Source organism: Providencia sp. PROV033 (genome assembly GCF_028484855.1).
Classification (GTDB): domain Bacteria; phylum Pseudomonadota; class Gammaproteobacteria; order Enterobacterales; family Enterobacteriaceae; genus Providencia; species Providencia alcalifaciens.
On the sequence record NZ_JAMPSW010000097.1, the window covers coordinates 1 to 13,805 of the forward strand.

Consider the following 13,805-nt stretch of genomic DNA (forward strand, 5'->3'; position numbering starts at 1 on the left):
ATTACTTACAATTCGAATAAACCTTAATTGTATAAAATACAGTAAAAATATTTTCCTGTTATGTACATGTAAAATTAAAAATTCACAAAAAAATATATTTCATTGATTACCATAATTAATTGAACGCCAAGAATGATTTTTTTGCATTATTTTATTCTGAGAGTTAGGTCCTTCCGTTCCTGCCTGATAAAGGTCAGGTTCTCCATGACGCCACGATTTTATAATTGGCTCAATGACTCGCCATGCCCACTCAACCTCATCGAATCGTAAAAAGTTACTTTTCTCTCCCTTTAAAGCATCTAATATTAATTGCTCATAAGCAGATACTTCGTATTCTCCCGCATGAGTATAAGGTGCAGTGAGTTCTATATTATGTGTATTTAACTTCATCCCAGGTAACTTAGCTGTCACCTGCATATCTATTTGTAGATTAGGAAGTAATCTAAAAACCAGCCAATTATTGTCAACGCTGATATCGTCAGGCAGTGCTTCTGATGGACCTTTAAATTGAATTGCTATTTCTGCATAATTGCGAGCTAATCTCTTTCCACTACGTAAATAAAAAGGCACACCTCTCCAGCGCCAATTATCAATATCTATCCGTAATGCAGCGAAAGTTTCTGTATTACTATTGGCAGGAATCCCTATTTCATCGCGGTAAGAAATGGTGTCTTTATCATTTATTTTTCCAGCTGTATATTGTCCTCTTGCAGCCCAAGTATCTACATTTGTATCATTCACCAATCGAATTGATTTTAATATTTCAACTTTATGATCTCTAAGTATTTCACTATCCCAATGTCCTAATGGTTCAATTGCGGTCAATGTTAATAACTGCATTAAGTGATTTTGCAGCATATCCCTCATCGCACCTGCATGGTCATAGTAAACGGATCTATTTTCAACCCCCAGAGTTTCGGCATAGGTAATTTGTACTTGTTCAATATGTTCAGAACACCATATAGGCGCTAATACACGATTAGCGAAACGAAAAATCATCAGGTTGAGAGTGGCTTCTTTACCTAAAAAGTGGTCAATCCTATAGACTTGAGATTCATTCCAATAAGAATGAATTTGACTATGTAAAAACTGTGCCGAATCTAAATCAGTGCCAAATGGCTTTTCAATTAAAATACGCCGCCAATAACTTGAGGATTCTATTGATAGGCCAGCTTCTCCAATTTTAACTGCGGCTTTAGCAAATAACGTAGGTGGTAGTGCTAAATAAAAAAGCGCTGAGCCATCAATTTTTTTACTTAAAGTAGCCAGATCTTTTACATCAAGTGAACCACTAATAAAGCTCAAACACTTGCTGAAACTAATCCATTTTTCATCATCAAAATCAAGAACAAACTCACTAAGCGCATCATGAACATGCTCAATAAAATCGTTATCATTCCATTGATCGCATGAGTATCCAATTATATTTAATTTAGAAATCAAACCTAACTGATGCAATCTAAATAACGAAGGCATTAAAAGTCTTTTGGTCAAATCACCGCTAGCACCTAGAATAACTAAAGATAATGGTTTCATTTTTCACCACCATTTAATGTATTTTTTTCTTGGTGACCACCAAAAGCATGACGCATTGCAGATTGTACTCTGTTTGAAAATGAATCGCTTTGCTGTGAAAAGAAACGAGAATATAATGCGGTCGTTAATACTGGTGTTGGTACACCCAAGTCAATCGCAGCAATAGATGTCCAACGCCCCTCGCCTGAGTCAGAAACTTTTCCGGTATAGTTATCTAAGTCTTCTGAGAAAAACATTTCTTGTGCAATCAAATCTAACAACCAAGAACTAATCACACCTCCTCTTCGCCAAAGCTCACTAATATCTTTTAATGGTAATTCATATTTATAATTCATCGGGGATTCAAGGGGGGCTGTTTCCGCATCCACATCTGTTTTATCTAATCCTTGGTTGGCATGTTTTAAAATACTAAACCCCTCTGCATATGCTGCCATTAATCCATATTCAATGCCATTATGAACCATTTTCACAAAATGCCCTGCGCCATTCTCTCCACAATATAAATATCCATTCTCTGCGGGTGATGGCTCATTTTCACGTCCTTGAGTCCTTTTAGCACCTGAAACTCCAGGCGCTAAAGCTTTGAATACGGGTTCAAGGAATTCATACTCGTTTTTGGATCCACCTATCATGAGACAATATCCTCGTTTCTCCCCCCAAACGCCACCGCTAACACCCACATCTAAATAATTTATACCGTCATTTTTTAATTCATTTGCTCTACGGATATCGTCAGTAAAATGAGAGTTCCCACCATCGATAATAGTGTCACCATTTTTTAAGTATGGTTTAAGTTCAGTAATCACCGTATCAACGATGCCTGCCGGAAGCATTAACCATATTTGTTTAGGTTCAGATAAACTTTCAATAAAATTATTTAAATTTGTTGTAAACTTTATTTTTTGGGGTATGTTCGCTTGAGCTTCAATATTCTTGTCATAAACTACACATGAAATACCAGAACAAGAAATACGTCTAACCATCGCAGCGCCCATTCTTCCTACACCGATAAAACCTATTTGTTTTTTCATATTCATCTTATTCATTCCACATTTTCATTCCACCAATAAATGCTTTATCATTACCACCTCTTCTAACATATTCAGGCAGATTATTAAGTCTTACTACGTTGCCGCCACCAAGAACAATATAATCTGGCATGAATACCTGATAGAAATCATCGGTAATATTTAAAACCTCATCTTCCCAATTTTTATTCCCATTTTTTTGTCGGTAAGCATCACAAGTAAAATATTCATAATTATGATCTAAATAATTAAGGTGTCCTAATTCTAGAGAGATAACTTCATTATTCACGACCAAGCTACTACCTAATCCTGTCCCCAATCCTAAAAAAAGCATTTTCCCGCCATCGTAGCTTCCTGTCGCTTGCATTGCGGCATCATTGATTATCTTAACAGGACAGTTAAATGCAGATTCCAAATCAAAGTTCACCCATCCATAACCTAGATTAGCAGGCTCTTTCATTATTCGATTTTCAATAATTGGTGATGGGAAACCAATGCTAACACCCGCGTAATGAGAAAAAGAAAGATTTTCATTTAATTCATGGATAAACTTTTGCGGTGTCATTGAAAGACCTGATTTTATTTTTATCACATTATTTAAATCAGAAGAATAAACCTTAATGAAAGTTCCACCTATATCAATAACTAAGATATTTCTTTTTTTAAAGAAATATTGAACATTCTGATTGGATGATGCCATCAACAATCCCTCCATATTTCAATTTCAATTTCACATAAAAAATTTCAAAATAAACATTTAAATAGACATGACCAGCCTAATAAATTTAAAATTTATTTGCTAATATATTCAATAAATCCAATTTTAAATTGATGACAATAAAAAATTAAGATTAGATCATCAAAAAACATTTAATTTAATAATACAAATTTATCTATCGATTGAAAGAAGAAATACAAACCTGTTGATGAATCATTTAATATAATACACGACCACCACATAATCATAAGACTATTACAATAGTATAATGAGATTGAAAATTAATTACATTAATAGTCTCGACTTATGAAGTTAACAACTTAATATAAACGTCAAAACAAAAAGTTATTTATGATATATTCCTCTATATAATGCATGTTTTTGAAAATAAAATTTCGAAGAAGTATTATTAAGAGTATGATAACAATTAATAATTTTATTAGCTTCGTAAAATTATACATATATAACGTATCTCTTCTAAAATACTAAAAAATGATTTTATTTTTCAATTTTATCATAAAAACAAAGAATTAGATCATCAAAAATCCGATTGCTTGAAGCATAACAAATAACTTCTGATTCACCTTCTCAGCTAAAGCCACCGTTAAACAATGACATCAATATTGTATGTCACTCGTTTTCTTTAATGGGTACTGGCTACGTTTGTCGTTTTCAACCTTAACAGTCTTTATAGCGATAACGTTACCTGTGGCTGCTTTAGCTATTTCAGAGACTGCCATGACTATTCTTAATATTGTGAACTTCGCTAATTTTACATTTCTCATTTCTGACTTTTTATGTTGATACCATCACAAAATAAAATATTTAAGCTATTAATAAATATAAAATACAAGTTGAACACCAAATATACAGATAATAACTCTAATGATGAGGGAGAAGTTAAACATTAACTTAGCCATGATGATGCGACATAATCCTTTGTAAATATATAACAAATTGATTACATTAAACTTTATGGGATCGATAAAATGAAAATACCACTAATTACGTAAGCTTAAGTCAGCCACAAAATCAGAATAGCAAGAGTTGGTCATCTCTTCAGTGACCAATGGCAATAGATAACAACATGTTTTTTCATTCATGCTACGGTAATTTATTGGTATTACGGGTACTTGGTAAAATATCAGATGGGTAGACAATATGGGCAACTCATCGCCCATATTGTCTATGAGAGTATCAAATAAGCCTATTTACTTTTCTTCCAAATGACAAAATGAATAATGCCTAAGCCACCATGACCATAAATATAAATCTCAATTAAAATCGTAAGTGATTTATGAATACTCCTAGCCTCTAATGCAAGTGGAGACTGCTGTAACCATAGAATAAACCATGCAATGCCCGACAAAATAACAATTGATAAAGCACCTAGTCCTAACCCTTGAACTGTTGCGGCGAGTCCTTTAGGAGAGCTGTCTTGTAGCTTTTTAGCTAAAAGAGAATTTACATCTTCTTTGATTTGTTTAAAGTCGCCCCAGAGATAAGGATAAAAATACCTAAGGCCGCGTTGATTAAAGCACGATACAACTAAAAAGAATGTTAAGAAAAAAAGTACAAAACCGGAAACAATATGCACCCAAGTGAATAAATAAGTCACATCAAAAAAAGGAGGAACAACTGACTTTGTTCCAGTCATCCAATTACTCACTATGATTTGCAGTATCACCAAAAGTAAAATTAGCGCATGTAAAACTCTTATTTTTTTAGTTTGGTAAATCCCAAAAAAATCCCAAATTGATTTAAATATGCTCACAATGACTCCCCTTTTTTATAATTATTCGATCGGATATAGCTTTATAGCTTATAACCCATTTGTTATATAGGCTTAAGCCCTAATCATAGAACACCTTATATCAAAAACCGCGGACATCTACTGGTTGATTATGACCTTTCTTTTGTGATGAACGCCCAACTATTAGGGTCACTTACATTCATGAGCTTTAAGATTAATGGCTCCGGCTCGTTGTAAGCTCCCGCCCATTCTTATGAGCCACAATGTCCGCCATAATGGCTAACGCAATCTCGGGAGGTGTTTTACTGCCAATTGGGATACCGATAGGCGCATGGATCTGGTCTAGCATTTCAACCGTCAAGCCGCCTGAATTTAATAACCGCTCACGACGCTTAGCGCTGGTTCGGGTTGATCCCATGGCGCCAATATAAAATGCAGAGGTATTAACCGCTTCCATCAAGGTTAAATCATCAATGCGCGGATCATGGGTCAACGACACGATGGCGGTATTGGCTGCGCTTGGATTCTCTTCTAAAAAACGAGCCGGAAATATTTTTTTAATCTCGACTTGTTCTGCAATTTGTCCCGCAAAACGCAATAACTCATCATCTCTATGCTCACAAATAATCACTTCAAAACCGAGCGTCACCGCAAAGTTCGCACAATACACTCCAACATTAGAAATCCCGGCAATAATCAGTTTTGGCGGTGCCATGATATAAAACTGAATATCATCACCGTTGCGCTCAATCTGAGTAGGATGTTGTGAGTTTGGAATCGTTGTAATCTCACTCATATTAGGTAACGTGAGTTTCTTGATAATTGCCGTATAGCCAAGTAATGCAGTTTGAATTTGTGTGAGATATTGGTAAGAACGTTCATTACAGGGTAAATACTCGATAAGAACATCTAAACTCCCTTCACACGGTAAATTCACTTTGGCTTCCACGCCCCCCTGACCATAGCGAACAACTTGGCTATTTTCTAAGTAGTGTCCTTGTTGAATACGTTGAAGAAAATCCTCCTCAATACATCCACCAGAGAGCGATCCCGTATAGCTCCCATCTCCCTTAGCGACTAACAGCGATCCTGGGCTTCGTGGTGAAGAGCCATAAGTATTTAGTACCGTACATAACCAAACTGGCTCCACCTTGATCCAGCGAATAGCTTGAGAGATAACAGAAACATCTTCACGCAGCATATTGAAATCCTATTCATTTTTATTCTTGATTTTTATGGGGAAGATAATCAAAGTCTTTAGTGACATTTTCATCGTTTATCTCTATTTCATAAACAAACTGATGTCGTAAGATTGATTTTGCACCATCATCTCCCACTAAATGAATTAAATTTTGCCGATATTTTTCTGATATACCGACGGGATGCCCCGGTATATTTTTATATACAGGGCGCACTAATGAGTAATTTTTTAATTCATCAGCAATTCGGATAAATATTTCACGGGGTATATAGGGCATATCCCCCAATTGAATTAGCCAGCCATGCCAATTAGGGGTATTTTGCACACCAACTGCAATAGACTCACCTAATCCGTAGCTGTTTAACACGGAAAATGGAATATTAAATTGTAAACAATTATTAATAACGCCATCATTATCATCGCGAGTGACTACATGAACAGGCAACCCACTACTCATTGAATTTGAAAGTGTTTTTTCAAAAACCGTTTGTTTATCAAGCAAGTGGTTGAGTTTACTTCCACGTCCTCCAGTGCTTTGGAAACGCTCACTTTTTCCTGCTGCTAATATTAATATGCCTATATTCATGGTTTACATTATACATAGTTATATTTATTGTTTATATTATAAATAATATATAAGAATGACCACTACAATTATTAGTTGTGACGGTCGCCAATTCTAATCACATTTAGATGAATTATTTTTGGATATATAAAAATTTACATTACGACACTGGCAATAAAATAAAAAATAATAAATTGAAGCAATGAAAAATAAGTGTAAGGGTACATTATGAGCAATAACCATGTCGGACTATCCCGCAGACACTTTCTTAAATGTGCTGTCGTTGCTGGGATCTCTTGTTATATCGCCCCTTTGTATAGCCGAGCTTTTGATGTGCTATTCGAGGAAAAAATTCTCCAAGCCCCAGATTGGAATCCCGTCGATAAAAAAATTAAATTTCGTATCGATGGCTATGCCAAAGTCCAAGGCGAAAAAGTCTTTGCTAGAGATATTCGGGCGCGAGACATCCCACATTGGCCTAAACAACAAGGTCATGCCTTTCTTCTGCGCGTCACCGAGGCCGATAAAATTTACGAAGGTTTTAATCTCGAGCGACTCAATGATGGCTTAATGCCTGACCGAATTGTCACCGCTAGCGATTTAGAAAAAGATGGCGTCGCCTTTCCTGAATTTTATGGAGAAGATTTACTTCTACCAACGGGAAAAACCCCCGCTTATTTAGGACAAGCCGTCGCGTTACTGATTTACCATGATTTTGCCAAGTTTAGCTTTGCGAAAGAAACGCTTAAATTCCACGATGACGTCATTCAATATGGCGCGTATACCGGTCCATTACAACGTGACCCATGGGGAAGTTACCGAGGCGTTCGTATTGGCGGTGAAAATCCATTCTCCCCTGATGTCTATTCCAGCATGAAGGATATGCCGATTTCGCCGATTGGCATGAAAAAACATCTACCAATCTGGCCTGAAGGACGTGAAGGTGGGAAGCTGGATGAAGAAGGTATGTATTATGCCGATGAGCTGGCAAAACAACTGGAAAATCCCCCTGAAGACTGGCTGATTATCAAGCGTAAATACTTTTCACAGTCCATCGACACTTGTGCACTGGAACCAGATAACGCCAATGGCTGGTACGATGCTAGCACACAATCCTTTCATTTAGTGATCCCGACACAATCACCTCAAGAAGTGGCGGCATCACTCCCTGAAATGCTGGCAAAAACCAAATTCCCGATTAAGCAAATTTTCTTACACCCTTGCTTTACCGTAGGTTATGGCTCAAAAGACCACACTCCGTTCCCATATTATGGTGCAATGGCAACCCTTTATGGTGATGGAGTTCCTATTCGCTTAGCTAATGACCGCTATGAACAGTTTCAATCCACCATCAAACGCCACGCGTTCGATATGGACTATACCCTTGCCGTCAATAAGAAAACCCATAAAATTGAAGCACTTTCCGCCTCATTTATTGGGGATGGTGGTGGGCGATGTAACTTTACCCCGTCTGTCGTAATGGTTGGTGCGACAGGCGCTCAAGCAATTTACTATATCCCTCGCAGTGATTTATCCGCTGTCGGTATCGCTTCTCGTGCCGTTGATGCAGGTTCGGCCCGTGGCTATGGTACCTTACAAGCCATGGCAGCGACCGATATGCTAATGGAAGAAGCCGCCAAATTATTGAATGCCGATCCTATCGAATTTCGCCTGAAAAATATTATCCAATCAGGAATGAAAAATACCCAAGGTGCCATCCCCGGTGGTGCTATTCGAGCCGATGAAGTTCTCACCCGTTGCGCTGAACACCCGATGTGGAAAGAAAGAGCAAAACGGAAAACCGATTTTGAAGCCAAAAATGCAGGTAAACTGTTTGGTACTGGCATTTCCTGTGTGCAAAAAGACTTCGGCACAGGCGCTGAATCCTCATTTGCACGCGTTGAGCTCACCCCTGAAGGTAAAATCGCGATTTATCATAGTGGTGCAGAGATTGGTACGGGAATGTCGACATCCCAAGCGGTGGTATGTGCTAAATGGTTAGGTAAACCGGCCGAAGAAGCGCATTTCTCAGTGGTGGATTGGTCCGTGCTCCCAATGATTTCGACAGGTAATCCATTTGCCATGGCACAGGATGAGCAAGACCGTCTTGCAGCGAACCCGCTCTGGACACCAAATTACTGTTCTCCTGCAAGTGCCAGTAACTCTGCTTATTACTTTACCCACAGTACAGAAGAAGCAGCTCGATTAGTTTTCGAATATGGTCTTTGGCCTGCTGCAATGTCCATTTGGCAAGAAGGGATTGGTGGAGGACAAGCTGCGCCATTAGTCGTCCGCCGTGAAGATGCTCGCTGGGTCGCCAATGGCCTCACAGCCGATGGGCTCGAAGTCCTGAGTTTACAACGCCTCATTGATCGTACGTTTGAAATGGGCGGTCTAACAGGTGCGGTTTGCCATGTCTTTAACCGCTGGGAATGGGCTGAAGCTGATTTCGAAATCAATCATGAAACTCGCCGCCTTCCTGTGGATGGTCTTTCTCTGCGTTTTGCCAACAAAGATTATCAAGTTTGGAAACGCCAAAAAGCCTATTATCCTGATACACAGCGAAATAATGCAGGTGTGACCTATTACAGCGCAGTGGCTACCATCTCTGAACTCGCCATTGATAAAGCAACTGGTCATGTTGAATTGCTCGACCATCATACCGTTGTCGAGTGTGGTAATTTAATCGTTCCACAACTCGTTTCAGGACAAATTCAAGGTGGATTGGCGATGGGGATTGGTCATGCCCTCCATGAATATTTACCTCTCTATGAAGATGGACCGGGGAACGGAACTTGGAACTTTAACCGTTACCGTTTACCACTTGCGAGTGACGTTGCAGTTTGGAAACAAACTAGCGAGGTTCTGCCTGGGTTATCCGAAACCGATCCACCGAAAGGGGTTGCTGAAGTTGTTATGATCCCGGTCGTTTCTTCTATCGTTAATGCTATTGCTGATGCAACAGGTCACCATTTCTTAAGTTTGCCTGTTCGCCCTAAAGACATTCTAGAGGTATTATCATGAGCCTAAATTATCTGCCACTCACCATCAACATTAACGGTCAAAAATATGGACCGATGGATGTGCCTGAAGGTCTTATGATGATTGATTTTCTTCATGAGTATGTTGATCTTACCGGTTCTCGCCTTGGCTGCGGTCAAGGTATCTGCCACGCTTGTGTGGTGATTTTAGATAACCCATCAGGCACCAGTGAAGAAGTACGTACTTGCATTACAGGCGCGCACTTCTTTAACAATAAAAGTATTCGCACCGTTGAGGGTGCTGCAACGAAAGAAGAAAATGGGGAAGTTAAGTTATCCCCTGTTCAACAAGCGTTTGTCGACCACTTTAGTTTCCAATGTGGTTACTGCACCCCTGGTTTTGTGAATGCTGCAACGATTTTTGTTGAAGAATTGCAACGTAATCCTATTGCCGAAGAAGACTTAGAAGAAGCCATCAAAACCGCCCTGAATAACCACATTTGCCGCTGTACTGGCTATGTCCGTTATTATGAAGCCGTGCGTGATGTCGTCATGAGTACCCCAGGACTAATCAAGGAGGCGATAAAATGATCAAACGTATTATTTTATGGCTGATAGCGATAGCTATTGTGGTCTTGGCGGTTCTTTATTGGTATGAAAGCCGCAAACCTGATGGCCCAGTACAAAAAGTCACCGCCAGCGCGGAAGAAATTGAGCGTGGTCGCTACCTCACACTAGCAGGTGATTGTGCCGCCTGTCATACCAGTGCGAATGGTGCGCCACTAGCTGGCGGTTTTCCTCTTGATACCCCATTCGGTACCATTTATAGCAGCAACTTAACACCTTCTGCCGATTATGGTATTGGCCGTTGGACGAAAGACGAATTTCACAAAGCCCTCACAGAGGGAATTTCGCCGCCAAGTAAAAATCTTTACCCAGCGATGCCATATACCTCATATAAAGGCATCAGTCGCAGTGATTCTGATGCGATCTATAGCTATTTAATGAGCCGCCCGGCGGTCGATGTCGCACCACCTGAAAATTCACTTCCTTTCCCACTGAACCAACGGATGGCGATGATTGGTTGGAATCTATTATTTTTCAATGACACACCGTTACCAAATAGCTCACAAGGTAGCTCCCCTGAATGGGTGCGCGGAAAATATTTGGTTAATGTGTTAGAACACTGTGCTGAGTGCCATACCCCAAGGGGCGTCTTCGGTGAAATGGAGTTAGATAAGTACATGAAAGGTGGCTCACTGGGTCGTTTTACAGCCCCAGACATTACACCTGAAGCCCTTGCAGCACGTGGCTGGACAAAAGAGGATCTGCAACAATTCTTCATGACAGGACTTGCGCCGCAAGGTTCCGCTTACAGCGATATGCACCCTGTTATTTATCTCAGCTCTCAACATCTCACTCCGGAAGATAACAAAGCTATCGCCACATACCTGATGGGTGATAATCCACCAGCCACATTACCGCTCAAAATGGGTGAAGGCAATCCACAAGGAAAACAGGTTTATCTTGAAAGCTGTTCAGGGTGTCACTCTTATGATGGTGAAGGTAAGCCAAATGTTGCGGTCGCAATGAAAGGGAACTCAACGTTGCGTGATGTGGATAGCACCAATCTCATCAATGCTGTTTTAGATGGTTTGCCGGAACAAGCGTTCCCAAATAACCAAAACATGCAAAGTATGCCGGGTTTTGCTGACAAGCTTAATGACCAACAAATTGCGGATTTGGTCAACTTCCTCCGAGTTCAATGGGGTGGTCAAGCCGCAGATGTTACCCCTGAGCAAATTAAAGCGCTGCGTAAATAACGTATACTGTACTTCATAAAGGCTTACCGCGAGTATTAGGTAAGCCTTTATTTTATCGAACTCTTTCATTTTCAGCTTTATTTCACTTTACTCTTTCCTCAGCTTTATTTCTGGATTCAAAAACCAATGAATGATCCGGTTTTTGGCAAGAAATAATGCTAACGCAATCGTAAAAAGAGCCAATAAAATTAAGAGCGGCAGACTAGCGTCAATCTCGAGTGAGCCTAAACCCGCCAATAACACAAAACAGATGATCGGGTGAATCAAATAAACCCCTAATGCATTATTCGCTATTTTCACAAAACGTTCAGTCGATAATGAAAGGCAAATAATCGCTATCGAGATCAACACCCCTATTAGAAAGGCAAAAACATACAGACAAAAATGATGAATGAATAGATGACTACCGAAGACGTTTATTAATCCTGATTCGATTTCCACTTGAAAATAAAGATAAATCGTCACCAGCATAATCACGCTTGATACGATAGAAAATGCATGTTGCCTCAACCAAAGGACTTTTTTATCATCACAAAAGTAAGCCATAACAAAGAATGGAAAATACCAAATTATAGATGAAAAACCTGTTATATCAGATAAATAGATTTTCGAAACATATGCAATACCAAGAGACAGCAGCAAAATAAGAAACACGCCCCTCGCCTTGTTCTTGATAAAGGGAGGCAGTAATAGAAAAATGGCTTGCCATATTGGGACGGCTAAAAAGAACCAAACACCGTTTTGAGGAAACAGCAAATACTCTTCGACGCTTAATCTATTCGTGAAATAAAGTGGGATCGCATCTATCGATTGGAAAGTCACATAGATAATCAACGGTGGGATTAAATGTGCACGCCAATCCTGCCATGAAATTCCTCTGCTTGTATATGCCGCAATAAAAACAAACATAGGAATTAACACTAAATCAAATAAGTTGATTAATATTGAATAATCAGATTTCACACTTGGTACAATATTTAAATAAAAATTAAAAACAATCAAAGAACTCAATATTAATTTTAATGTTTGCCAATTAGGTAAATGCTGATTTTTTACCTGTATGGTCAGAGCGTTATCACTCATGTTTTTCCCTGTATTGCCCTTATTTGATTAACATCCGCGCGCGTTTAAAATCGTCCCCCTAATTTAACAAACACCATCGTAATAATCTAACCCTAGCCGAAAATCTGAAAAAATTTTCGCCATTGACTTTCGCACTCGTACATTTGATCTAGTATTGATAGCAAACCCTACTTAACCAATATAGGCATTTTCAATGCACCCTACTGTCAAAAACGCCGAAGATATGCCTTTAGCCTTTGAATCTGCGTGGAATAATCACGATATGAATGTCTTTGGTCAGCTATTTCACCCTGAGGCTACCTTTGTGAACCGATTTGGACACTATGTAAAAGGTATCAACGAAATCATCGAGTTGCATATTCCCCTTCACAAAACTATCTATTCTGATTCCATCATGAAAAATGAGCTTATCGATATTATCCCATTAGATGAAAGTCATATAATCACCCATTTTTGGAGCCGTCTAGCTGCAGGTGAGGCACACCCTATCGGACCACATAAAATTGATACCTTAATTATGGCGGTATTAGCTAAGCAAGATGAAACATGGCAAATCCGCGCTTTGGAAAACGTGACCTTGGTAAATCCCAGAACAGGGCATATCAAACTAAGAGATGTGGAATAGTCTGCTTTTTCACCCTTAATACATTTAGCTTAATTTTAAATGCTAAAATGACCATTGAGCATATGAATAAGATGCCGATAACATAACACATTGATGACTCTTTAATTGGTAGGGACCCCATGAAACTTCGCCGTACATTTATAGCTATAGTATTACCGATATTAATGTCTGCCCCCGTATTGGCAGATTCACATACAGTGACTGTATTTCAATGCGTTAACAAGAATGACCGTCAAGTCAAAGTGACATTGATTAATGGTCAGTATCAGTATCAATTTGGAAAATTAAATCAGCAACCGGACATTGAAATTACCCGAAGTCCTAAACAGCTTACGCAGGGCTTTTTCCAAACCCGTTATGCAGATACTGATACTGGATATGCGGCTTCTCAAGAAATTGATTTTAAAAATGGGACTTATACCTATACCATTTTTACAAACCATTCAGGCTCTAAAATAGAATCAGGTGTTGAGGTGTATAACAAAGATAAAA

At 39.0% G+C, this 13,805-nt stretch carries 12 protein-coding genes; 5 read left to right on the top strand and 7 right to left on the bottom strand.

Going from position 1 to position 13,805, the window contains the following annotated elements:
* Positions 1–99: 99 nt before the first annotated feature.
* From zwf to PSF16_RS14200, 6 genes are all read right to left on the bottom strand, one after another.
* Entirely contained in the window at positions 100–1,536 is a 1,437-nt protein-coding gene (zwf, locus tag PSF16_RS14175; RefSeq protein ID WP_006659998.1) for a glucose-6-phosphate dehydrogenase, read from the bottom strand.
* A complete protein-coding gene (gene gnd / locus PSF16_RS14180) occupies positions 1,533–2,573 on the bottom strand; it encodes a phosphogluconate dehydrogenase (NAD(+)-dependent, decarboxylating) (protein WP_272689472.1) in 1,041 nt (346 codons plus the stop codon). Before gnd ends, zwf begins: the two co-directional genes overlap by 4 nt.
* Position 2,574: 1 nt before the next feature.
* On the bottom strand, positions 2,575–3,264 hold the full coding sequence (locus PSF16_RS14185; RefSeq protein ID WP_006661894.1) for an ROK family protein: 690 nt from the start codon (positions 3,262–3,264) through the stop codon (positions 2,575–2,577).
* A 1,225-nt stretch (positions 3,265–4,489) separates the two neighbouring features.
* A complete protein-coding gene (locus PSF16_RS14190) occupies positions 4,490–5,056 on the bottom strand; it encodes a cytochrome b/b6 domain-containing protein (RefSeq protein ID WP_272689473.1) in 567 nt (188 codons plus the stop codon).
* Positions 5,057–5,249: 193 nt separating this feature from the next.
* Complete coding sequence (locus PSF16_RS14195; protein WP_154601104.1) at positions 5,250–6,236, bottom strand: XdhC family protein; 987 nt, start codon at positions 6,234–6,236, stop codon at positions 5,250–5,252.
* Between the two features lie 19 nt (positions 6,237–6,255).
* A complete protein-coding gene (locus PSF16_RS14200) occupies positions 6,256–6,822 on the bottom strand; it encodes a nucleotidyltransferase family protein (protein WP_179896387.1) in 567 nt (188 codons plus the stop codon).
* A 207-nt stretch (positions 6,823–7,029) separates the two neighbouring features.
* On the opposite strand from PSF16_RS14200, the gene PSF16_RS14205 reads away from it, so the two are divergent.
* From PSF16_RS14205 to PSF16_RS14215, 3 genes are read left to right on the top strand one after another with little or no spacing between them, the layout of a single operon-like run.
* The gene (locus PSF16_RS14205; protein ID WP_006661897.1) at positions 7,030–9,825 is read left to right on the top strand and encodes a xanthine dehydrogenase family protein molybdopterin-binding subunit; all 2,796 of its coding nucleotides are present in this window, start codon (positions 7,030–7,032) and stop codon (positions 9,823–9,825) included.
* Positions 9,822–10,373, top strand: a complete 552-nt coding sequence (locus PSF16_RS14210) for a (2Fe-2S)-binding protein (RefSeq protein WP_006660007.1) — start codon at positions 9,822–9,824, stop codon at positions 10,371–10,373. The genes PSF16_RS14205 and PSF16_RS14210 overlap by 4 nt, the downstream gene beginning before the upstream one ends.
* Positions 10,370–11,605, top strand: coding sequence for a c-type cytochrome (locus tag PSF16_RS14215; protein WP_006660008.1), 1,236 nt, complete (start codon positions 10,370–10,372; stop codon positions 11,603–11,605). Before PSF16_RS14210 ends, PSF16_RS14215 begins: the two co-directional genes overlap by 4 nt.
* 87 nt (positions 11,606–11,692) lie before the next feature.
* Here the strand turns inward: PSF16_RS14215 and PSF16_RS14220 are convergent, their stop codons facing one another.
* Entirely contained in the window at positions 11,693–12,688 is a 996-nt protein-coding gene (locus PSF16_RS14220) for an acyltransferase family protein (protein ID WP_006660009.1), read from the bottom strand.
* Positions 12,689–12,881: 193 nt separating this feature from the next.
* Here PSF16_RS14220 and PSF16_RS14225 point away from each other — a divergent pair, with 193 nt between their 5' ends.
* Complete coding sequence (locus PSF16_RS14225; RefSeq protein ID WP_006661899.1) at positions 12,882–13,313, top strand: SgcJ/EcaC family oxidoreductase; 432 nt, start codon at positions 12,882–12,884, stop codon at positions 13,311–13,313.
* Between the two features lie 119 nt (positions 13,314–13,432).
* Positions 13,433–13,805: hypothetical protein (locus PSF16_RS14230; protein ID WP_272689474.1), on the top strand; the 373-nt coding region annotated here is incomplete at its 3' end.